The 20,406-nt window shown below is 72.7% G+C and carries 17 protein-coding genes and 1 tRNA gene; 7 read left to right on the top strand and 11 right to left on the bottom strand.

Annotation, left to right across the window (positions count from 1 at the left end):
• Nucleotides 1-5: 5 nt before the first annotated feature.
• Complete coding sequence (locus FH715_RS04245) at nucleotides 6-374, top strand: VOC family protein (protein WP_139640789.1); 369 nt, start codon at nucleotides 6-8, stop codon at nucleotides 372-374.
• Nucleotides 375-481: 107 nt separating this feature from the next.
• Here FH715_RS04245 and FH715_RS04240 read toward each other — a convergent pair whose 3' ends face one another.
• Nucleotides 482-2,254, bottom strand: a complete 1,773-nt coding sequence (locus tag FH715_RS04240) for a cellulase family glycosylhydrolase (protein ID WP_246108539.1) — start codon at nucleotides 2,252-2,254, stop codon at nucleotides 482-484.
• 266 nt (nucleotides 2,255-2,520) lie between these two features.
• Here FH715_RS04240 and FH715_RS04235 point away from each other — a divergent pair, with 266 nt between their 5' ends.
• The gene (locus FH715_RS04235) at nucleotides 2,521-3,486 is read left to right on the top strand and encodes an aminoglycoside phosphotransferase family protein (RefSeq protein WP_139640786.1); all 966 of its coding nucleotides are present in this window, start codon (nucleotides 2,521-2,523) and stop codon (nucleotides 3,484-3,486) included.
• Between the two features lie 154 nt (nucleotides 3,487-3,640).
• Here FH715_RS04235 and FH715_RS04230 read toward each other — a convergent pair.
• The 4 genes from FH715_RS04230 to FH715_RS04215 all read right to left on the bottom strand — a co-directional run bounded on the left by FH715_RS04230 (nucleotide 3,641) and on the right by FH715_RS04215 (nucleotide 7,476).
• Nucleotides 3,641-4,458, bottom strand: a protein-coding gene (locus tag FH715_RS04230; RefSeq protein WP_170184620.1) for an IS5 family transposase whose coding sequence is annotated in 2 segments (ribosomal slippage) — nucleotides 3,641-4,116 and nucleotides 4,116-4,458 — 819 coding nt in all. Because the reading frame shifts where the segments join, the coding sequence is not laid out codon by codon here.
• A gap of 65 nt (nucleotides 4,459-4,523) precedes the next feature.
• Nucleotides 4,524-5,651, bottom strand: a complete 1,128-nt coding sequence (locus FH715_RS04225; protein WP_139640784.1) for an alkene reductase — start codon at nucleotides 5,649-5,651, stop codon at nucleotides 4,524-4,526.
• A gap of 104 nt (nucleotides 5,652-5,755) precedes the next feature.
• A complete protein-coding gene (locus tag FH715_RS04220) occupies nucleotides 5,756-6,358 on the bottom strand; it encodes an NADPH-dependent F420 reductase (RefSeq protein WP_139640782.1) in 603 nt (200 codons plus the stop codon).
• Complete coding sequence (locus FH715_RS04215; protein WP_139640780.1) at nucleotides 6,355-7,476, bottom strand: zinc-binding dehydrogenase; 1,122 nt, start codon at nucleotides 7,474-7,476, stop codon at nucleotides 6,355-6,357. The genes FH715_RS04220 and FH715_RS04215 overlap by 4 nt, the downstream gene beginning before the upstream one ends.
• Before the next feature lie 101 nt (nucleotides 7,477-7,577).
• Here FH715_RS04215 and FH715_RS04210 point away from each other — a divergent pair, with 101 nt between their 5' ends.
• Entirely contained in the window at nucleotides 7,578-8,177 is a 600-nt protein-coding gene (locus tag FH715_RS04210) for a TetR/AcrR family transcriptional regulator (protein ID WP_139640778.1), read from the top strand.
• A 302-nt stretch (nucleotides 8,178-8,479) separates the two neighbouring features.
• On the opposite strand, the gene FH715_RS04205 is transcribed toward FH715_RS04210, so the two are convergent.
• Together FH715_RS04205 and FH715_RS04200 are read right to left on the bottom strand one after the other, a co-directional pair.
• Nucleotides 8,480-10,723: an MMPL family transporter gene (locus tag FH715_RS04205; protein ID WP_139640776.1), complete on the bottom strand. Its 2,244-nt coding sequence runs from the start codon at nucleotides 10,721-10,723 to the stop codon at nucleotides 8,480-8,482.
• 81 nt (nucleotides 10,724-10,804) lie between these two features.
• Nucleotides 10,805-11,368, bottom strand: a complete 564-nt coding sequence (locus tag FH715_RS04200) for a TetR/AcrR family transcriptional regulator (RefSeq protein ID WP_139640774.1) — start codon at nucleotides 11,366-11,368, stop codon at nucleotides 10,805-10,807.
• 263 nt (nucleotides 11,369-11,631) lie between these two features.
• On the opposite strand from FH715_RS04200, the gene FH715_RS04195 reads away from it, so the two are divergent.
• Entirely contained in the window at nucleotides 11,632-12,165 is a 534-nt protein-coding gene (locus tag FH715_RS04195; protein WP_139640773.1) for a hypothetical protein, read from the top strand.
• On the opposite strand, the gene selB is transcribed toward FH715_RS04195, so the two are convergent.
• Both selB and selA read right to left on the bottom strand, forming a co-directional pair.
• Nucleotides 12,158-13,969 (bottom strand): selenocysteine-specific translation elongation factor, encoded by a 1,812-nt coding sequence (selB, locus tag FH715_RS04190; protein WP_139640771.1) that lies wholly within the window; start codon nucleotides 13,967-13,969, stop codon nucleotides 12,158-12,160. The two genes, FH715_RS04195 and selB, sit on opposite strands and share 8 nt — an antisense overlap.
• Nucleotides 13,966-15,291, bottom strand: a complete 1,326-nt coding sequence (gene selA / locus FH715_RS04185; protein ID WP_139640768.1) for an L-seryl-tRNA(Sec) selenium transferase — start codon at nucleotides 15,289-15,291, stop codon at nucleotides 13,966-13,968. The genes selB and selA overlap by 4 nt, the downstream gene beginning before the upstream one ends.
• 172 nt (nucleotides 15,292-15,463) lie before the next feature.
• Between selA and FH715_RS04180 the strand changes: the two genes are divergently transcribed.
• A complete protein-coding gene (locus tag FH715_RS04180; protein WP_139640766.1) occupies nucleotides 15,464-17,152 on the top strand; it encodes a serine/threonine-protein kinase in 1,689 nt (562 codons plus the stop codon).
• A gap of 25 nt (nucleotides 17,153-17,177) precedes the next feature.
• Here FH715_RS04180 and FH715_RS04175 read toward each other — a convergent pair whose 3' ends face one another.
• Together FH715_RS04175 and FH715_RS28050 are read right to left on the bottom strand one after the other, a co-directional pair.
• On the bottom strand, nucleotides 17,178-18,053 hold the full coding sequence (locus FH715_RS04175) for an alpha/beta fold hydrolase (protein ID WP_139640764.1): 876 nt from the start codon (nucleotides 18,051-18,053) through the stop codon (nucleotides 17,178-17,180).
• 166 nt (nucleotides 18,054-18,219) lie between these two features.
• Nucleotides 18,220-18,315: transfer RNA gene (locus FH715_RS28050), tRNA-Sec, on the bottom strand.
• A 160-nt stretch (nucleotides 18,316-18,475) separates the two neighbouring features.
• On the opposite strand from FH715_RS28050, the gene selD reads away from it, so the two are divergent.
• Together selD and FH715_RS04165 are read left to right on the top strand one after the other, a co-directional pair.
• Nucleotides 18,476-19,480, top strand: coding sequence for a selenide, water dikinase SelD (gene selD, locus FH715_RS04170; protein WP_139640762.1), 1,005 nt, complete (start codon nucleotides 18,476-18,478; stop codon nucleotides 19,478-19,480).
• A gap of 218 nt (nucleotides 19,481-19,698) precedes the next feature.
• Nucleotides 19,699-20,403 carry a hypothetical protein gene (locus FH715_RS04165; RefSeq protein ID WP_139640761.1) on the top strand — a complete coding sequence of 235 codons (705 nt, stop codon included), beginning with the start codon at nucleotides 19,699-19,701 and terminating at the stop codon, nucleotides 20,401-20,403.
• Nucleotides 20,404-20,406: the final 3 nt, after the last annotated feature.

The following is a 20,406-nucleotide window of genomic DNA, read 5'->3' as shown; positions in this document are numbered from 1 at the left end:
CAGCCATGTCCTCCTCGATCGTGTTCATCGTCTATGTCAACGACGCACCGGAAGCCACCCGCTTCTACGCGGACCTGCTGGGGATCGCGCCCACCTTCGAGACCCCCGGCTACGTCGCGTTCGCCCTCGGTGGGGGCGCGAGCCTCGCGCTCTGGAGCGGGCAGCTCACCGAGGTGACCTCGGCGGTGCCGCGCACCAGCGAGGTCTGCCTCGAACTGCCCGACGACCCGGCGGAGCTCGACCGCCGGTTCGCTCTGTGGGTGGCGAAGGGCGTCCGCGTGGTCAGCGAACCGGCCGACACGGTCTTCGGCCGCACGTTCGTCGCCGCCGACCCCGACGGCAACCTGCTGCGGGTGGTCGCCGCCACCGTCTGACCAGTTCCCGCGCAGGGGGCCGGTGACCGTCTGACCAGTTCCCCGTGCACGGGACCGGCGCGGGCGCCCGGGGGGAGTGGGGCGCCCGCGCCGGAGCGTACCGGCGGTCAGGCGGGCGAGCCGGTGACCGTGGAGCCGGAGGTGGTAAGCGTGTAGTCCACCGTCGCGCCGCTCCAGAAGTGGAACGTCAGCTCGACCGTCGCCCCGTCGCGCACCTCGGCGAAGAACTCGGCGGTGAGCGCGATGGTGCCGGCCTCGTAGTCCGGGTCGAACGTGTAGCCGAACTCCTTGAACGGCGTCCAGTCCTGCGGCCCGGCGATGCCGCCGTCGTCGTAGTACGCCTCCATGGTGGCCAGTTGGTCACCGAGGAAGGCGGCGGGGACGAGGAGTTCGTCGGTGGTGCCGGAGGCCGACTCCAGCGTCGGGGTCTCATGGACCAGCACCTGGACCTGCCACGGCACGCCGGAGGAGTACTCCAAATCCAGCGTGGCGTTGACACCGTGTTCCTGACTGCTCGTCAGTTCACCCAACAGTGCCGCGTGCAGGGTGAGTTCGTCATCCGAGACGGTGTAGTCGGCGCCCTCGGTCAGGGGTTGCCCCTCGTGGGTGACGGCGGTGAGGGTGTTGCCGTTGGGTTCGAGGACGAGGGTCGCGTCCTGCGGGTCGGCGCCGCGTTCGACGTACACCTGGTCGCTGGAGGCGGTGCCCGAACGGCCCTCCCAGCTCGCGGAGATGTGCGCGAAGAGCGCCGGGTCCTGCCAGCCGAAGCCGCCCACCCGGTCCAGGTGCTGGCCGTTGTCCCAGAGCATGGTGGTGACGCCGTGGTCGCGGGCCTCGGCGCCGAACGCCTCGAAGAACTTCAGCTTCTCCCCCTGCTGCACTGTCCCGGTGTGCCGGTCGAAGCCCAGCAGCCCGTACTCACCGAGGATCACGGGGATGCCACGTGACACGAAGCTCTGGTCCACCCGCTCGAACATACTGGTCAGGTCGGCCCTGGTCTCCTCGTCGAAGCGGGTGTAGCCGGCGACGTTCACGCTGAACGGCCAGAAGCCGTAGTAGTGGACGGTGGCCGCCAGGTTGGGGTCGGCCAACTCGTCGAACGTCGCGTTGAGTTCATCGAGACGCGCCTGGTCGGCCGAGGTCTGGAGGGTGGGCAGGACGAGCACCCGCTCGGCGTTCTGGCCACCGGAGGAGCGCACGATCTCATGGAAGGTCGCGTTCAGCTCGTGGAGCAGCTCGGCGTTCTGTGCGTCTCCCGAACTCCCCTCGAAGAACGGCTCGTTGATGCTCTCGAACAGCACCTCCTCCGGGGCGTCCGCGAACGCCTCGGCGATCTGGGTCCAGGTCGCGGTGTACCGGTTGAGCACCTCGTCGTGCCGGGTGGGCAGGTCCATCACCCACTGCCAGGAGTCGTGGTGGACGTTGACCAGTACGTGGAGGTCTTCTGCCAGTGCCATGTCGACCACCTCCCGCACCCTGGCCAGGTGGTCGGCGTCGATGGTGTGGTCGGGCGCCTCGCCCTGGTACTGGGTCCAGGTCACCGGTACCCGCACGCTGTTGAACCCCTCGGCCTTGACGGCGGCGAGAAGTTCCTGGGTCACGCGCGGGTTGCCCCAGGAGGTCTCGTCGTCGCCGGTGGCGTCGAGGGTGTTGCCCAGGTTCCAGCCCGGCTGCATCGCCGCGACGGTCTCCTCGGCGGAGGCGGGGGCGGCGTCGGTACCGGTGCCGGCGTCGGCGTCGGCGACCGCGGGAGGGCCGCCCGCGGGGGCGGTGGGCTCGGCGTGTGCGGCCGTGGGCAGCACGGCCAGTCCGACCGCGGTGAGGACCGCGGTGAGGATCGCGGTGGGCGGGGTCAACGAGGGTCGTGCGCGGCTCTTCACGTGCGCCCCTTCCGTCGGGGTGGTGGGGGTGGGTGGGTCGCGGGGAGGTGAGCGGCGTCGGACACGGAGCGCGTGGGAGCGCTCCCGCGCCCTCTTCGGCGCGATGCTAGCTGTCGAACGTCGTTCGCGGGACCCCGCGGACGGGCGCGGCGGGACCGGCGGACGGGAGGGGCGGGCGCGGCGGAACCGGCGGGCGCGGCGGGACCGGCGTCGGCGCGGCCTCGGGCACTTGGCGCGGCGGGCCGCAGGGAACATAGGGTGCCGAGATGTTCGAGGTACCGGAAGCGTTCGCACAGGACACCGTCGCCCGGGAGGGCGAGGCGGGAAGCGCCTGGCTGGCCGGGCTGCCCGGCCTGGTCGGCGAGCTGCTGGAACGCTGGAGCTGCTCCCCCGACGGCGCCACCGTCCACGGCGCGGTCGGGGTCGTCGTTCCCGTGCGGCGACAACCGTCCGGGGAGCCGGCCGTGTTGAAGGTGTCGTTCCCGCACCCGGGCAACGACTATGAACCGCACGCGTTCACCCACTGGTCAGGTCGGGGCGCCGTGCTGCTCCACGAGCGCGACGACGAGCGGTACGCGATGCTGCTGGAACGTGCGCACTCCGCCTCCCTGGCGGAGGTCGAGGACACCGACGAGGTGATCACCGTCGGCGGTCGGATCAGCCGGCTGCTGGCCGTCCCCGCGCCACCCGAACTGCCGAGGCTGAGCGCACGGGCCGACGAGTGGGAGGCCCGACTGCGCGTCGACGCCGACGAGTTGCCCCACGGCATGGACGGCCACACGGTGACGGCCGCCATCGCGACCGTGCGGGAACTCGGCCATGACCAGCCGGAGGTCATGGTGCACGGCGACCTCCACGCCGGCAACATCCTGCGCGCCGAACGCGCACCGTGGCTGGCCATCGACCCCAAGGGCTATGTCGGCGACCCCGCCTACGACGGGGGAACCCTGTTGAAGGCCCGCGCGCTCGCCCTCATCCACGCGGACGACCTCGGCCGGGCCGTCCGCCGGGCGGTCGAGGTGTTCGCGGACGCGGCCGAGGTCGATCGCGAACGGGCCCGCCGCTGGGCGCAGTTCCACGCCGTGGAGGCGGCGTTGTGGGGCCGGCGCCACGGGTTCCACATCGCCCGGCAGAGCGAACAGGCCGCCGGGCTGGTGCGGTTCGCGGATGAGCTGGCCGGGCTGCTGGCTCGGCCGTGGGGTGCCGCCTCCCGTGCCGCGCGGGGCAGTTGAGCCCGGCCGGACGCGTTGGCGGCCGGCCGGGCGTGATGGCGCCCCGGGCGCGATGGCGGCCGGCCCGGCTGCTCGGGCCGGCACTGGTCAACCGTTGGTCAGTCGCGGCCGGCGGGCAACTGGTCAACCGTGGTCTGGTGGTTAAGACCGTGTCCTACGTGGTGAGGCGGCGGAGGCGTTTGTAGCAGCAGAGCGCGGCGGCGAGGCCGAGAAAGCCCAGGTAGTTGCGGGGATTGCGTTCGTAGCGAGGTGAAAGGCGGCGGTAGCCGGCCAGCCACGACATCGTCCGCTCGATCACCCACGTGTGACGCCCTAACCGTTCGCTGGAGTCGATGCCCTTGCGGGCGATACGGACGCCGATGCGCTTACCGCGCAGCCATCGCCGCAGGTCAGGCCGGTCATACGCCTTGTCGGCATGCACCTTCTTCGGCTTGTAGTGCCGACCGCGATCCGGATCGTGTCTCGATTGGAGCCCGGCCAGCATCGCCTTCAGGCCCTCGCTGTCATGGACGTTGCCACCTGAGATACCGACCACGAGAGGCAGCCCCGACCGGTCGGACAGAATGTGCATCTTGGAACCCGGCTTACCCCGGTCCACGGGACTCGGACCTGTATGTTCGCCCCCTTTTTCGCCCGCACGTGGGCCGAGTCGAGAACCACGCGGGAGAGGTCGATCAGGTCGTGAGCGGCGAGTTCGTCGAGCACAGCCCGGTGCAGCCGGCCCCACACCCCCGCCCGGGACCAGATCAGGAAGCGGCGGTGGGCGGTGGACTTCGATATCCCGAAGCACGGCGGCAGATGCCGCCAGGCGCACCCGCTCGTCAACACGTAGACGATCGCCGCGAACACGTCCTCATCAGGGCTGTTCTGCGTGCCACCGCCCTGCGGACGCACCCGCGACGGCGGCAGCAACGGCCGCGCCAGCTCCCATAACCCCTCGGGGACGATCCATCCCCACCGACCACTTCCCATGCCTGCCCAACGGCCGCCTCACCACGTAGGACACGGTCTAAGTGGTCGGACTCCGGTGGCCCGCCTCACGGGGCCGAGGGACGGTCGGCGGTCATCGCGGGGTAGTCGATGTACCCCGCCGGGCCGCCCGCGTAGTACGTGTCCCGGTCGGCGACCGCGAGTGGGTGCCCCTGGGCGAAACGGTCGACGAGGTCCGGGTTGGCGATGAAGGGGGCGCCGAAGGAGACCGCGTCGGCCAGTCGCCGTTCGAGCAGTTCGTTGCCGCTCGCCCGGGTGAAGCCCAGGTTGGCGATGATGGCGCCGCGGTAGTGGGCGCGGTAGCGGGTGAAGGCGGTGAGGGTGTCGTCGGTTCCCGTGCCGGGTTCCGGGCCGACCAGGTGGAGATAGGCCAGGCCGCTGTCGTCGAGCCTCTCCAGGAGCCGGTCGTAGTCGGCGAGTCGCTCGGCGTCCGCGTCGAAGGCGGGCCCGCCGTTCCAGTAGGGCGAGAGCTTGACGCCGACGCGGTCGGCGCCCCACACCCCGCTGACGGCGTCCACGACGTCGAGGAGGAACCGGGCCCGCTTCTCGGCGCTGCCGCCGTAGGCGTCGGTGCGCCGGTTGAGGCGGGGGTTGAGGAACTGGGCCACCAGATGGGAGATCTGCGCGTGGATCTCCAGGCCGTCGAACCCTACGCGCAGGGCGTTGGCGGCGGCCTGCCGGTAGGTGTCGATCGTGGTGGCGATCTCCGCGGCGGTCATGGCCCGCGGGGTGAGGGAGTCCTTCGGGCCGTCGGGGGTGAAGGACGTCTCCTGGGGGTTGATCGCCGAGGGGCCGGCGGGGAGCCTCCCGCCGTGGTGGTCCGGGTGCGAGGCGGCGCCGACGTGGCCAATCTGCGAGACGATCCTGCCTCCCGCAGAGTGCACGGCTTCGGTGGTCCGGGCCCAGCCGGCGATCTGGGCTTCCGTGTAGATGCCGGGGACGCGGACGAAGCCGATCGCGTCGGCGCTCACCCAGGTCCCCTCGCTGACGATCAGGCCGGCGCCGGCGCGTTGCGCGTAGTAGGCGGCGTGCAGGGCGGTGGGGGCCAGCTCCTCGTTGTCGGCCCTGGCGCGCGTCATGGGCGCCATGACGACGCGGTTGGGCAGCCGGAGCGCGCCCAGTCGAACGGGCCGCAGGAGGGGCTGGACTTCGGGTACCGGGGTCGGGTCGGGCATGGAGGTCTCTTTTCGTGACGGAGGGCGCTCCTCCTGAATGAGAGGAGGGCGAAGTGGGTCGGCGAAGTGGGTGGGCGCGCCGCGAGGGGGAACTGGTGGGTGGATCAGTCCTGTTGGAGGGCGTGGAGGGCGGACAGGGGGCCGCCGAGCTGGATGAGGCGTCCTCCCTCACGGAGCGCTCCGAGGTCGACGGGGGCGAAGCCGAACTCGGCGGCGAGGCCCTTGACGGTGTCCTTGGCGTCGGCGTCGTCGCCGGCGAGGAACAGCACCTGCCGGCCCGCGTCGTGCCGTGGATCGGGTGCGAGGTACCGCGCGTGGAGGGCGTTGAACGCCTTGACCACGCGCGCGCCGGGAAGCAGGGACGCCACGTGTTCGCTGCCGGTGAGGTCGCCGAGGTCGGCGATCCTCGGGTGCGGGGGGAGGGACGCGAACTGGTTGGTGGCGTCGACGACGACGGTCCCGTCCAGGCGGGGCAGTTCGGCGACGGCGTGGGGGATCTGCGGCCAGCGGACCGCCAGCACGACGAGGTCCGCGGCGGCGGCCTCCGCCGGGGTCGCGGCTGTCGCGCGCGTGCCGAGCTCCTCGACCAGCCCGGCCAGGGACGCGGGACCCCGGCTGTTGCTGAGCACGACCTCGTGGCCGTGTCGGATCGCGTGCCGGGCGATGGCCTGGGCGACCGTTCCGGCTCCGAGCGTTCCGATCCTCATCGGGCGCCCCCCTGTTCCGATGCGGCCGTCCGCGCCGTGGTGAGCAGTACCGTTCCGCTCTTGGCCGGGCGGCGGGCGTGCTCGACGGCGGCCCTGAAGTCGGCGAGGTCATAGCTGGCGGCGACTTCGAGCAGCTCCGGCGTCCTTCGCGCCAGGTCCAGGGCGAAGTCCACGTCCCTGGCCCGTTCCTCCGGCGCCAGGCCCGGCCAGCGCAGCACCGACACGCCCCGCACCGTCAGCGCCCGTGCGATGAGGGGCAGCGCCTCCAACGGCGTGGTGCCGGACCCCAACTGCCCGTAGGAGATGAGGGTTCCGCCTTCCGCGAGCAGCGCGGAGAGATCCTGGGTCATGGCACCGCCGACGCTGTCGAGGACCACCCGGACGCCCCGCTCGCCGGCGTGCCGGCGGACCTGCTCCCGCCAGTCGTCGTCGCGGGTCACGACCACGGGCTGGGAGGGGTACAGCGTCCGCGTCCTGTGGGCACCCGAGTCGCCGCGCACGAGGTTGACCAGCCGAAGGTCGTGGCGGACCGCGGCGGCGCTGATCAACCTGCCGACGGAAGAGCCGGCGGCGGTCTGGACGACGGTCCCGCGCTGCCCGCGCAGGGCGTCCTCCAGGGCGCGGTGAAGCATCCGCAGCGTCAGCGGGTTGACGAGCATCAGGGAGGCGGTCTCGTCGCTGACCCCGTCCGGCACCGGCACCGCGAGGGCGGCGGGGACCACGACGAAGTCACTCCACGTTCCCCGCACGGGGAAGAACGCCACCCGCTGCCCCGGGCGCGGCGCGTGCACGCCCGCTCCGACGCTCTCGACGACGCCCATCCCCTCCACTCCGGGGATCCGGGCCTCCGCCCGCTGTTCCGGTTGTTCCGGCTGTTGTGGTTGCTCCGGCTGTCCTGGCTGTTCCGGTTGCACGGGTTGCTCCGGCTGTGCCGGGGGGCGCGGGGAGCCCGGGGGGTCCGGGGGGCTCTCCACCGCGAGTAGATCCCCCCGGTGAACGGGTCGGACCAGGACGCGGACCAGGATCTCCCCGACGCCGGGAACCGGCCGGTGGGGCCGTTCCCTCAGCGCCAGCACCTGCGCGGCTTCCCCATGTCGGGTGTACTCCACGGCGCGCATGGCACCTCCACCTCTCCACCTATTTTGATGATGGGCAACATCAAAAAATGATGAGGGGTAACATCGAAAACGTCAAACGCCACCGACGCGGGAGGGCCGCCATGCCGCGCATCACCAGGGAAGACAAGGCCAGAAACCGGCAGAACATCGTCGAGGCGGCAGGGCGCATGTTCCGCTCGCAGGGGTTCGACGCCGTGGGCATCGCCGAACTGATGAAGGAGGCGGGGCTGACCCACGGTGGCTTCTACAACCACTTCGCCTCCAAGGACGAGTTGGCCGCCGAGGCGTGCGGCGCCTCGTTCGAAGCCTCTCTGGGCGTCCTGGACCAGACCCTTGGGGAAGGCGTCGCCCCGGCCGGCCCTCCGCTGAGGCGGGTGGTGGACGACTATCTCTCGGTCACCCACCGCGACGCCCCGGACGGCGGCTGCCCCTCGGCCTCCCTGGTCACGGACGCCGGACGGCACAGCGACACGGTCCAGAACGCCTACGCGGCCGGCGTGGAGGGGTATCTCGCGGGCTTCGCCGGGGAGTTCGCCCGTGAGCGGGAGGGGGAGATCTCCCCGGAGGAGGCACGGGACCGCGCCATGCTGCTGCTCAGCCGGCTCGTGGGGGCAATGGCCCTGGCCCGAGCCGTGCGTGATGTCCAGCCCGAGCTGTCCGGCGAGATCCTGCGGACGTGCCGCGCCCACGCTCTCGACTGACTGATGGGGTGAGTGGCTGTCCTGTCCCCACCAACTGGTCAGCTTCACCGCAGGTGGCTGCCGCCGGTGGTAGGTGGGAAGTGGTAAGTGGCAGGTGGTCGGTACCGGTGGTCGGTGGTCGGTACCGGTGGTTGGTGGCCAGTGACCAGTGGTCGCTACCAGTGACCAGTGACCAGTGACTGGCGCCGGTGACAGGTGGTCGCTACCGGTGGCAGGTGGTCGCTACCCCCCGTTCGGGGCCGACGTTCGGGGGGAGGACAGCCGAGGTCCGGGGGGCGTGGGGACGCCCCCCGGCGGGGGTGCTACTCGGCGCGGTCGCCGGCCAGTTGGCGTTGGAGCCGTTCGCCCTCGACGTCGAGGTCGGGCAGCGCGCGGTCCAACGAGCGCGGCAGCCACCACGCGGCGCGCCCCAGCAGGGCCATCGCGGCGGGCACCAGGGTCATGCGCACGACGAAGGCGTCGATGAGCACGCCGACGGCGAGGGCGAAGCCGATCGACTTGATGATCGGGTCGTCCGCGAGCGCGAAGCCGGCGAAGACGGAGATCATGATGACGGCGGCGGCCGTGACGACGCGGCCGTTGTGTCCCAGGCCGTTGATGGTGGCCTGGCGCGGGGCGTGGCCGTGGACGTAGTCCTCCCTCATCCGGGAGACGAGGAAGACCTCGTAGTCCATGGCCAGTCCGAAGAGGATGCCGATGAGCAGGATCGGCAGGAAGCTGACCAGTGGACCAGTGGTATCCAGGCCGATGAGTTCGGCGAGGTGCCCCTCCTGGAAGACGGCGACGGTGAGGCCGAACGTGGCGCCCACGGTCAGCAGGAACCCGACGGCGGCCTTCAGCGGGACCAGGACCGAGCGGAAGACCAGCATCAGCAGGAAGAAGGACAGCCCGACGACCAGGAGCAGATAGACGGGCAGGGCGTCGGCGAGCTTCTCGGAGACGTCGATGCCCACGGCGGTGGTGCCGGTCAGGGCGATGTCGGCGCCCTCGATGTCGGCGACCTGGTCACGGAGCGCGTGGACGGTGTCCTCCGTCGCGGCGTCGGTCGGACCGGTCGCCGGCGTGACGTTCAACAGCGCGGTGGTACCGGTCTCGTTGCGCTGCGGCGGGGTGACCGCGACGACCCCCTCGGTGGCGTTGATGACGCCGGCGGCCTCCTCGGCGGCCCGGGCGGTCGCCGCGGGGTCGTCTCCGGTGACGACGGCGACGAGGCGGGCGTTGAAACCCGGGCCGAAGCCCTCGGTGGTCAGGTCGTAAGCCTGCCTCTCGGGGCTGTCCTCCGCCGCCGTCGAGGCGTCCGGGAGCGCCAGCCGCATGTCCTGCATCGGCAGCGCGAGCAGCCCGAGGCCGGCCACCCCGACGAGGAGCAGCGGAAGACGGAGACGGGTGACCAGTCGGCCCCAGGCGAAGCCGGCGCCGCGGTCGGACCGCTGCCCCGTCGACTCGGAGACGTCGGCGCGGTCGGAGGCGTCGGCGCGGTCGGAGGCGTCGGCGTGGCGCGCCGCGTCGGCGTCTGTCGAGTCGGCGCGACCGTTCGCCGTTCCGCCGCGCCGGGCGCGGGGCAGCACGCGGTCACCGGCGTAGCCGAGTATCGCGGGCAGCAGGGTGAGGGCGACCACGACGGCCACGGCGACGGTCGCGGCGGCGGCCAGGCCCATCACGGTCAGGAAGGGGATGCCGACGACGGACAGGCCGGACAGGGCGATGACGACCGTGGCGCCGGCGAAGACGACGGCCGATCCCGCGGTGCCGGTGGCACGGCCGGCGGCCTCCTCGGGGGCGACCCCCTCGGTGAGGAGTTGGCGGTAGCGGGAGGCGAGGAAGAGCGAGTAGTCGATGCCGACGGCCAGGCCGAGCATCAGCGCGAGGATCGGGGCGGTGGAGCTGAGTTCGACGGAGCCGCTGAGCGCGAACAACCCGGCCATGCCGACGCCGACGCCGATCAGCGCGTTCAACAGGGTCATCCCGGCAGCTACCAGGGAACCAAAGGTAAGTACCAGCACGACCGCTGCGACCACCACGCCGATGACCTCGGTCGCACCCGCGTGGACACCCGCCTGGGCGGTGACCACCTCACCACCGTGTTCCACCCGCAGGCCGTCGGCGTCGGCGCCGACCCGCTGGAACGCGTCGGTCTGTTCCTGGGTGATGTCGGCGACGACGCTGTCGAACTGGGTCTGGATCAACGCGAAGCGCCCGTCTTCGGAGACGGCGCCGGTGGCGAAGGGGTCCATCGCGGCCACGACGCCCGGTATGTCCGCCGCCTCCCTGACCAGGGGCGCGAGGTCGGCTTGTTCCAGCGTCTCGCCCTCGGGGGCCGCGACCACGACGGTGCCGGCGGCGCCGGACGCCTGCGGGAAGTCGCGTTCCAGCGCGTCCATCGCCCGCTGGGATTCGGTGCCCGGCATGGTGAAGTCGTCCGTCATCGTTCCGCTGAACGCGGCGGCAGCGCCGCCGAGCAGGCCCAGCAGAAGCAGCCAGACCGCGACCACGCGTCCGCGGCGGCGGAACGCCGCGCGGCCGAGCCGGTAGAGGAGGGTAGCCATGAGGTCTTCCTTCGGAGGGGAGGGTCGTGCGGTGTCATGCGGGCCCGACGGCCGCGCCGGGGGCGAGGCGGGCGCCGGGGATCAGAGGTCCTGGCCGAGGGCCCGCAGGGCGGCCTCGACCAGGCCGTGCCGCAGGTCGGCGTCGGAGCCGTCGCCGCCGACGGGCGCCTCGTCGCGGGCGCTCACGGTCAGGGCGACCCCGGCCAGCACCATGGAGGCGGCCACCCTGGCGCGGGGGTCGCGGGATCTTCCGGTCAGGCAGTCGAGCAGCCGCTCGGTGCTGTCGGGCAGCAGGTTCAGCTCGGGCCTGGCCGGCAGCCGGGGCAGGTCCTCGAAGAGCAGCCGGATCTCCAGCCGGTACTCCAGCGCGCTGTTGACCAGGTCGTTCACCGTGGTCCTGACCAGTTCCTCGCCGTCGAGCGGGGCCACCTTCTCCAGCAGCTCGGCCAGCCGTTGCCCGACGGGGGTCAGCAGTTCGGCGAGCAGCGCGTCCTTGTTCTTGAAGTGGTAAAGCAGCGCGGCCTTGGAGCAGCCCACGTCGGAGGCGATCTCCTGCAACGAGGTGGCCTCGTAGCCGCGCTCGGAGAAGAGGCGCCGGGAGGAGTCCAGGATGCGGCCGCGGAGCGCGGCTGAGGGGCGGGCCATGCCCCCACCGTAACCTGACCGATCGGTCAGCACTGACCGATCGGTCAGTGACAAGGTTCACTCCGCTTCCGCTCAACCCTCCCCCAGCCCTCTCGCGACGCCCCCACCTCCCGTTCCCATCCCCGCTCCCGGGCCGCGGCAGACCGGGGGCATCGGGTCGCACGGGGGCAGGCGCCGGGTCGCACGGGGGCGTCCGAGCCGACCGGAGCGCGCCGGTAGACTGCGCTCCCGACCGTCGGGCGCTCGTTCTTCCGGAGGACGTGTTGACACATCTGTCAGAGGAGGACCTCGACGGGGTGCTGCGCAGTTACTACCTGCTGGAGTTCCTGTACATACCCGCGCCGCACTCCTTCGACCAGGGCTATCTGTCCACCGACCCCGACGAGCTCCGCCGGGTGCTGGCGGAGCGGTATTCCGAGGGAAGCCCCCTGACGGGCATCGGCGAACTGGTATGTCTCTGGGTGGTCCAACGAGGCACGCTGACGCACGGCATCGACCTCGGCCCGCACCTCCACGCCCGGTGTGTCGACGGCGAAACACGCACCCTGGCCGACCTGTGCGTGGGCGATGGGGACGGAGAGCCGCTGCCCGCGCTCCACCACGGCAGGAGCTACACCATCGACTGGGCAACCGCCGTCGCGCACCTGCCGCCACTCACCGAACCACTGGCGACCCCGGACGAACACGAGGAACCGCTGCTCCTCGTGGACCCTGCGGACCCCGACCCGCTCCCCGGGATGCCGATCGCGGTCGGCGACAAGGAGTTCTTGACGTACGGGTGGACGGACCTCAACTGAGGTAGGGAACGGGGTCCCGCGCGGTGCGGCGACCGTCGGGGTGGCGTCGAGTGAGGGTGGCGGCGTCCAACGCCTCCAGAAGCGGGATCGCCACCCGCCGGCTGGTCCCCAGCGCCCGGGCGGCCTCCCCCACCGTGAACGGCTGTGGCAGCGCCCGCAGCCGGGCCCCGGCCCGGGTGGTCGCCCCGGGGGCGAGATACAGCGCGCCGACGCGCTCCAGCCGACCGCGCCGCACCAGGAGCGCCAACGCCGCGCCGCTCAGGCCGAGTTCGTTCAGACGTTGACGAGTGGGGGCCGCGAACGGGGCATCGGCCAGGTGCCCCAGCAGCCGTTCGAGGGCGGCGGCCACGGCCGGCGGCAACCGTTCGGCGTCGATCGCGCGGTAGAGGCGTTCCCCGCGCTCCACGAGGCCCGGGCCGGTGAACGTCGACAGCGGTACCCCGTCGGGGAGTTGCAGCCGCCGCCGCGCCGCGGCCAGCGGCAGCCCCGGGTCGTCGGGATGGACGGCGGCGTGGTCGCGGACGGCCTCGGCGAGCACGCTGGTGAGGCGTTCGGCGTGCGCGGGGTCGACCAGCCAGTGGTCACCCGGGGGTGGCAACGCATAGCCCATGGCGGCGAGTTGGTGGCGCCGGGCCAGCCCGGTGGCCGCCAGGCGAACGGCGGGGTCGGTCGGTTCCGTGATGGCCGCGAGGCGGCGTGCGCGATGGGCCGCCGCGCCCCGACCGGTGAGCAGGGGCGGGTCGAGGTCGAGGACCGTGGCGCCGAGAAGCAGCCGGGAGCCGGGGTCACGCAGCAGGAGCCGGTCGCCGACGTGCAGGGGCAGAGGGGTGTGCAGGGTGAGTCGGGCCGTGTCCTCGCCAAGTGGTCGCAGCCGGGCACTGGTCGCTGCCGTTCCGCAGTGGACCAGTGGTTCGGCGGGCAGCCACCGGGGCGTGGCCGAGGCGCCGGCGGGCCCGGGGGCGACCGGGTCGTGACGAATGTCGACGGTGGTGGCGTTCCACCAGCGCTCCGGTGTCAACAGGGCGTTTCCTCTGCCGAGTTGGTCTGCCTGGATACGGCGGAGGTTGACGGCGACCCGGGCCGGACCGGTGATCCGGGGGACATCGCGGCCGAGGCTCTGCAGCCCGCGGACCTGGACGGGCGCGTCGGTGGGTGCCAGCCGGAGGGTGTCGTCGACGGAGAGGGTGCCGGCGGTCAGGGTGCCGGTGACGACCGTGCCGGAGCCGTCGATGGTGAACGCGCGGTCCAGCCAGAGCCTTACCGGTGCCGCGACGTCGGGGGCGGGCAGGCTGGCGGCCAACGCCCCCAGTTCCGCGCGTAGTTGAGCGAGGCCGGTGCCGGTGCGGGCGCTGACCGCGACGGCGGGGAGTTCGCCGAGGCCGCTGCGGGCGAGGCGTTCCGCCGACTGGGCGCGGGCCGGCTCGGGGTCGGCGAGGTCGGTGCGGGTGATGACGAGAATGCCGGAGCGGATACCGAACGCGTCGATGGCGGCGAGGTGTTCGTCGGTCTGTCGGCGCCAGCCCTCGTCGGCGGAGACCACCAGCAGCACCGCGGGCGCGGTGGCGACGCCGGCGAAGGTGGTGGCCAGATAGCGGTGGTGCCCCGGCACGTCGACGAAGGCGAGCGGGCGGCCGTCCGGCGCGGTTGTCCAGACGAAGCCGAGGTCGACCGTGAGGCCGCGGCGGCGTTCCTCCGCGAGCCGGTCGGGGTCGGTGCCGGTGAGTGCGCGCAGCAGGGTGGACTTGCCGTGGTCGACGTGGCCGGCCGTCGCGACGACCAGTCCAGCGTGGGGGGTTGGGGTCACGGCGTGGGCTCCGTCGCGGCGGGAGGGGTCGCCGCCGCGAGTATCGCGGCGAGGAGGGTGGTGTCCTCCCCCTCCGGAACGGTCCGCAGGTCGAGCAGCAGTCGGTCACCGTGCAGGCGGCCGACGACGGCCGGACGGCCGGCGCGCAGGGGGGCGGCGAGCGCGGCGGGCAGCGCGACGGCGGCACTGGTCAGGACCACTTCGGGTGCTCCCCCGCCGCCGATGCGCGCCTCGCTCGCGTGGGCGTCGGCGTCGACGCCCCCGGCCGTGAGCCGGTCGACGAGGGTGGCCGCGCGGGTCGCCAGTGCGGCGGTCGGGGTCAACAGGGCCTGTCGCGTGGGGGGTTGCGGGCCGAGCAGGGTGGCTTCCAGGGCGGCTAGCGTCAGTTTGTCGACACGCAGCGCGCGGGCGAGCGGGTGGGTGCGGAGCCGTTCGACGAGGTCGCGGCGGCCGAGCAGCAGCCCGGCCTGCGGCCCGCCGAGCAGCTTGTCGCCGCTCGCGGTCACCAGGTCGGCGCCGTCGGCCAGCGAGGTCGAGGCGTCGGGCTCGGCTGGCAGCGCGGGGTGCGGGGACAGCAGTCCCGAGCCGATGTCATGGATCAACGGAACGTCGAGGCCGGCCAGTTGGGCGATCGGTACGGAGGAGACAAAGCCGGTGGTGGTGAAGTTCGACGGATGGATCTTCAGGACACATCCGGTGGCGGGGCCGATGGCGCGGGCGTAGTCGGCGAGGTGGGTGCGGTTGGTGGTACCGACCTCGACGAGCCGTGCCCCGGTGGACTCCAGGAGCTCCGGCAGCCGGAATCCGTCCCCGATCTCGACGAGTTCTCCCCTGCTGACGACGATCTCCCTGCCGCCGGCCAGCGCCGTGGCGACGAGCGCGAGAGCGGCGGCGTTGTTGTTGACCACGTGGACGGCCTCGGCGCGCGGTACCGCCTCGGCGAGAGCGGCGAGCGCGCCCCGTCCCCGGCGGGCGCGGCGGGCGGCGGTGCTGGTCAGGTCGAACTCGATGTCGGTCGTTCCGGAGGCGACCAGCAGCGCCTCGACCGCGGCCGGGGAGAGCGGCGCGCGGCCGAGATTGGTATGGACGAGGACGCCGGTGGCATTGACCACCGGCCGCAGGGTGGTGGCGGAACGTGGCAGGGCGGCGACGGCGGCTTCGGCGGCGCGTTCGGGTGGCAACTCGCCGGCACGCACCCGCTCCTGGGCCTCGGTGACCGCCCTGCGGATCAGCGTCGGGCCCAACGTCCGTTCGGCAGCGGCGAGTCGGGGATCGCGCAGCAGCATGTCGGTGCGCGGCACGCGGCGTCGCGCGTCGGTCAACGTGGCCTCCCCCCGGGGAAACGGGCCCGTCGCCCGGGCTCCGGCACTGATCCACGCCGTGCGGCTGCGGCAGCGGCGGCCCCAACCTATGCGAAGCTCCCGGTGCTTACCAGTGCCCTCAGCCGCGGCACGTTCCCTCAACGGCGTGGGCCGCAGTGGTTAGGCTTTCGCCATGGACGGGGATGACGCCAAGCGGGTCATAGACGGCCGCTTCCAACTGGTTGAGCGACTGGTCAGCTCAGAAGAAGCGTCGGGCGCGGTGTGGCGGGCGCGCGACCTTGATCTCCAGCGGGAGGTCGTGGCCAAGCGGGTGCCCTTCGGCGGCGCGGAAGCCGGAGCGGAAGCCGGGGCGGGAACCGAGGCGTCGCCGCCGGAGGAACGTGCGCTGCGGGAGGCCAGAGCGCTGGCGGGGCTGGGGCATCCGCACGTGGCGACCGTTCTCCATCTCACCGTCGACCGCGAGGACTCGGCGCTGTGGATGGTGATGGAACGGGTCGTCGGGCGGACCCTCGCCGACCGTCTGGCGGACGGGCCGTTGGCGCCGGCGGAGGCCGCCGCGCTCGGGCGCCAGGTGCTCTCCGCGTTGCGGGCCGCGCACGCGGCGGGGCTGCGCCACGGCGATGTCAGGCCCGAGCACGTGGTCCTGAGGGCGGAGGGCGGCGCGGTCCTCACCGGCTTTCTCTCCGAGGGCGCCCGGCGGGCCGAGGTGTCCGGCGGCTCCGACTCCTTTCCCTCGCCCGAGTATCTGGCGCCCGAGCTGATCAGGGGCGGCGACGGCGGGCCCGCGGCCGACCTGTGGGCGCTCGGGGTGCTGCTGTATGTCTCCGTCGAGGGCGTGCACCCGCTGCGCCGGTCGACGGCAATGGCGACGTTGGCCGCCGTCCTCGACGGGCCGCCGCGCGCGACGCGGGCCGGGGCGCTTGAGCCGGTGCTCACGGCGCTGCTGGTCGCCGACCCGGCGGCGCGTCCGTCGGGCGAGGGGGCGGACGCGCTGTTGGGCGCGGCCCTGGCCGGCGGCGCGCCGCCGTCGACGGTGACCTCGCACGTCCCGCCGCCGCCCCCGCGGGCGTTCCCCGCTCCCCCGCATCCGCCGACCATGACCTCGGGTCCGCCGCCTCCCCCTCCCGGGCCCGCACCCGGTCCTCCGCCCGGCCGCCGCCACTGGCCGGCGGTGGCGGCGGGGGTCGCCGTGGCCGCGCTGATCGTCACCGTCACGGTGTACGCGCTGAGTTCCTCTTCCGACGACGAGGATTCGGCGAAGGGCGGTGACCAGCCCGGGGTGAGCGAGTCTCCCCCGGAGGACGCCGAGGAGTCCTCCCCCGAGGAAGAGGAGCCGGCCGAGGAGATCGGCGGAGTGCGGGTCCAGGAGGCCGGGGTCTACCGGTATGAACTGGGTGATTCCAGCGAGGCTGTTCCGTATGACTGGACAGGTCCCGGGCCCAGTGCGCTGTCGGTCACGGTGGACCAGGTCGAGTCGGGCGAGCCCGGTGAGCTGTCGGCCGACATCATGGGCCCAGTCCAGTCGGAGGGCCTCAAGCCCGTCTATCTGCACGTCTCACTGGAAAACCTCGGTGGTCAGGCGCTCACGGTGGAATCCAACGGGTGGGTTGGCCACCTTGGCACGTTTACCACCTTTGACGAGGGCTCCGTTCCGACGGCCAGCAGCAGGTACGCGTTCGGCGTCGACGGTGGTCGGGGCGAGTTCCAGGGGCGGCACGAGGATCAGGTGCTGCCGGTCGGGGAGACCGCGGACTTCTGGGTGATCGCCGCGGTCCCCGCGGACGAGGACCCGACACTGGTCTACTGGAAGCCCGACTGGGATCCGATGGCCAACGGCTGGGTGCTGTGGGAGATCAGCTGACCACTGCTGACCAGTGGCCGGCGCCCTACGCGTTGTCCTCGTTCCTACCGACAAGCGTGGCGAGGACCTCCTCGGCGTGGGTCCACAGCACGGCGCCGCCGATCCCGGGCACGACGTGACGGCGGGCCCCGGGCATCCGGGCGGCGAGCCGGGCGCCGTTGTCGGGTGAGTGTCCTGTGTCCTCCGCGCCGTACCAGACGTCGACCGGCACGCCGATCCGGTCGAGCGCGAACGGCCAACGTCCCATCGCCAGCACGGTGTCGCGGGCATAGCCGGCGCCGCCCTGGGCGAACGCCTCGTCCAGCGCGGCGCGGTAGGCGGCGGCGAACTCGGGCCGCTGGTAGACGGCCAGGTCCGAGTCCGGACTGCCGCCCATGACCATCCCCCACATCGCGTCCGGGCCGAGTCCGGCGAAGAACGCCTCGGCGTCGGCCGGTGCCCGCTCCGTTCGGGTGACGAGGTCGCGCAGTTCGGGGGTGAGGGCGTCGGCGAACTCGGGGGCGGCGACCTCGTCCGCGCCGGAGACGACGGCCAGCGCGCGGGCGACCCCCTCGACGGCGCAGGCGAGGGCGAACGGGGCGCCCTGGGAGTTGCCCACCACCGCGGGGCGGCCCAGCCCGCGTTCCTCGGACAGCCGTCGCATGTCCTCGGCGAAGTCGGCGAACGTGCGGCCCGGCGCGGGGGACGAGGCTCCGAGGCCCGGCCGGTCGGCGGAGACCAGGCGCACCCCGAGGGCTTCCACGGCCTGGGGGCCGAAGCCGAGTCGGCGGCTGGTGGCCGCACCGGGACAGAGCAGGACGGGAACGCCGTCCTCGGGGCCCCACTCGGCCCAGCCCAGCGTCCGTCCGTCGGGCAGCCGCGTCTCGCCGAGCCGTGTGGGGGCAGTGGTATAGCTGGTCATCTACCCATGATCGCCCATGGGGGGTGACCAGTGCGGGGCTGGTCGGGAACCAGGGCGGGGACGCGCTCGGCTTCGTCAACGCTCGTCGGGACCGGCCGGCCAGGTGCCGGGGGCGCGGGGCGGGAGGGCGACGCGGATGTCACGCCCCCGGGTTCGCGCGGCGTCCTGGCGGAGGCGTATGGGAATCGAACCCACCCGACCGGGGTTCCCGGCCGCATCGGTGTTGAAGACCGTGGGGGCCACCAGGCACCCGCCCGCCTCCGCCGCGCAGTGTACTTCGCTGGCCGGCCTCGCCGATCACCCAGCCCTACTGGTCACTTCACCGGTCATCTCACCGGTCACCTGACAGGTCGGCCTCGGCTTTCGGCCGCACCGTCACGTTCCTCTGGTTCGCTCCACCGTTCGGCGGTAGCGTCCGGCGGATGACCGTTCGACTGACGCAGTACGCGGGCGGCGGAGGCTGCGCCTGCAAGATTCCGCCGGGTGAACTCGACACGCTCGTCGCCACGTTGGGTGGTGGCGCGAGCCGACCGAAGGAGCCGGCGGCCGAGTTGCTGGTAGGACTCGACGGCGGCGGGGACGACGCGGCGGTGGTACGGCTGGACGGTGAACGGGCGATCGTCACCACGGCCGACTTCTTCACCCCGGTGGTGGACGACGCCTTCGACTGGGGGCGGATCGCGGCGGCCAACGCGCTTTCCGACGTGTACGCGATGGGCGGCACCCCCTGGGCGGCGATCAACCTGCTGGCCTGGCCGCGGGAGACGCTGCCGATGGAGCTGGCGGCCGAGGTGTTGCGCGGCGGGCGCGAGGTGGCCCACGCGGCGGGGTGCCAGGTCTCGGGCGGGCACAGCGTGACGGACCCGGAGCCCAAGTACGGGATGTCGGTGGTCGGGATGGTCGACCCCGCGCGGATGCTGCGGCTGGACGCGGCGGAGCCGGGCCGCGCGCTGACGCTCACCAAGCCGTTGGGCACCGGTGTGTTGAACGCGCGGCACAAGGCGACCGGCACGGTCTTCGACGAGGCGGTGGCCGTGATGACCGAGTTGAACCGGGATGCCTCACTCGCGGCCGTAGGGGCGGGAGTGCGGGCGGGCACCGATGTGACGGGGTTCGGGCTGCTCGGGCACGCCTACCGGATGGCCCGCGCCTCCGGGGTGACGCTGGCCCTCGACGCGGCGGCGGTGCCGTTCCTCGCTGACGCGCGCGCGGCGGCGGTGGACGGCTTTGTCAGCGGCGGTTCGCGCAGAAACCTCGCCTGGGTCGCTCCCCACGCGGAGTTCGGCGCACTGGCCGAGGTGGAGCGGCTGCTGCTTGCCGATGCCCAGACCTCGGGCGGGCTGCTGCTCGCTGGTGAGGTGCCCGGCTATCCAGTGGTCGGTGAGGTGCTGCCTCGCGGGGAGGCGCCCGTCGTCGTGCGGGGTTGAGGGCGTTGAGCCAGCGGGTGGAGGGGCCGACCGTCGTGCGGAGGGTGGGAGGGGACCGGGTGGGGAGCCGGCAGATGGGCCCCGGTGAGGAGCCGGCAGGGGCGCTCCGCACCCACGACCGTCATTGTCTGTACACCGTCATTCAACACGGGTAGAGTCAACGCCCGTCCGGGATAACGGACTTGGGGCAACGACGCACCGCCTCCGGGAGGATCAACGTGGCGCCATCCGCAGCCGTCGAGCACCGCGCGTTGGACGGCGTCGCCTACCGACTCGCCGCCGACCTCGACCTGACGCGTCCCGCGACCTCTGTCGTGGAGGTCGTCGTCGACGGCCGACTCCACGAACTCACCGCCGGACCGGCCGAGTTCGCCGAATCGGTGGCCGCCTCCCTCGGCGTGACCACCTTCGACAGCGAACTCTCCTTCCAGGGCGGCACCTTGCGTACCGCCACCACCAGCGAGTACGACGCCCAGTCGCAACAGGTGGAAAACCCGACACTGGTCAGCTGGCAAGGCCGACGGTTCAGCCTGATCACCCGGCTCTACCGCGCCCGGCTCACCGACGTGCTGTTGCTGCTGCGCGCCCTCGGCATCGCGGAGCACCAGGACGGCATCACCCTCACCCCCGACGCCTCCACCGGCGCCCGACTGGCCCGGCCGGCGACGGTGGTCAAGGAGGTGCCCACGCTCGGCCTGGTCGAGATCGGCCGTCCCACCCGCGAACACACGGTGCAACTCCCGCCCTGGCAAGGGGCGTCGGTCCCCTCCGGCGAGCTGTTCCGTGACACGCTCTCCGACGGCCGCCCCTTCTTCGTACTCTCCTCGTCCGAGGTGTGGGCGACCATCGTGCCGCTCGCCGACACGACGGTGGAACGCGTCCCCACGTTGGTCGACGGGCTCGACCTGCGGACCGCCGGGTGAGCG

The sequence above is a fragment of the Streptomyces sedi genome (assembly GCF_006335015.1).
GTDB lineage: Bacteria > Actinomycetota > Actinomycetes > Streptomycetales > Streptomycetaceae > Streptomyces > Streptomyces sedi.
The sequence above is the reverse complement of the archived record's forward strand: the minus strand, read 5'-3'. Positions and strand labels throughout refer to the sequence as shown.

Bases quoted from the DNA above. Each gene is read 5' to 3' on its own strand.
- FH715_RS04245 (WP_139640789.1), top strand. From the start codon at position 6: ATGTCCTCCTCGATCGTGTTCATCGTCTATGTCAACGACGCACCGGAA.
- FH715_RS04235 (WP_139640786.1), top strand. From the start codon at position 2,521: ATGTTCGAGGTACCGGAAGCGTTCGCACAGGACACCGTCGCCCGGGAG.
- FH715_RS04225 (WP_139640784.1), bottom strand. From the start codon at position 5,651: ATGCCCGACCCGACCCCGGTACCCGAAGTCCAGCCCCTCCTGCGGCCC.
- FH715_RS04220 (WP_139640782.1), bottom strand. From the start codon at position 6,358: ATGAGGATCGGAACGCTCGGAGCCGGAACGGTCGCCCAGGCCATCGCC.
- FH715_RS04215 (WP_139640780.1), bottom strand. From the start codon at position 7,476: ATGCGCGCCGTGGAGTACACCCGACATGGGGAAGCCGCGCAGGTGCTG.
- FH715_RS04210 (WP_139640778.1), top strand. From the start codon at position 7,578: ATGCCGCGCATCACCAGGGAAGACAAGGCCAGAAACCGGCAGAACATC.
- FH715_RS04205 (WP_139640776.1), bottom strand. From the start codon at position 10,723: ATGGCTACCCTCCTCTACCGGCTCGGCCGCGCGGCGTTCCGCCGCCGC.
- FH715_RS04200 (WP_139640774.1), bottom strand. From the start codon at position 11,368: ATGGCCCGCCCCTCAGCCGCGCTCCGCGGCCGCATCCTGGACTCCTCC.
- FH715_RS04180 (WP_139640766.1), top strand. From the start codon at position 15,464: ATGGACGGGGATGACGCCAAGCGGGTCATAGACGGCCGCTTCCAACTG.
- FH715_RS04175 (WP_139640764.1), bottom strand. From the start codon at position 18,053: ATGACCAGCTATACCACTGCCCCCACACGGCTCGGCGAGACGCGGCTG.
- selD (WP_139640762.1), top strand. From the start codon at position 18,476: ATGACCGTTCGACTGACGCAGTACGCGGGCGGCGGAGGCTGCGCCTGC.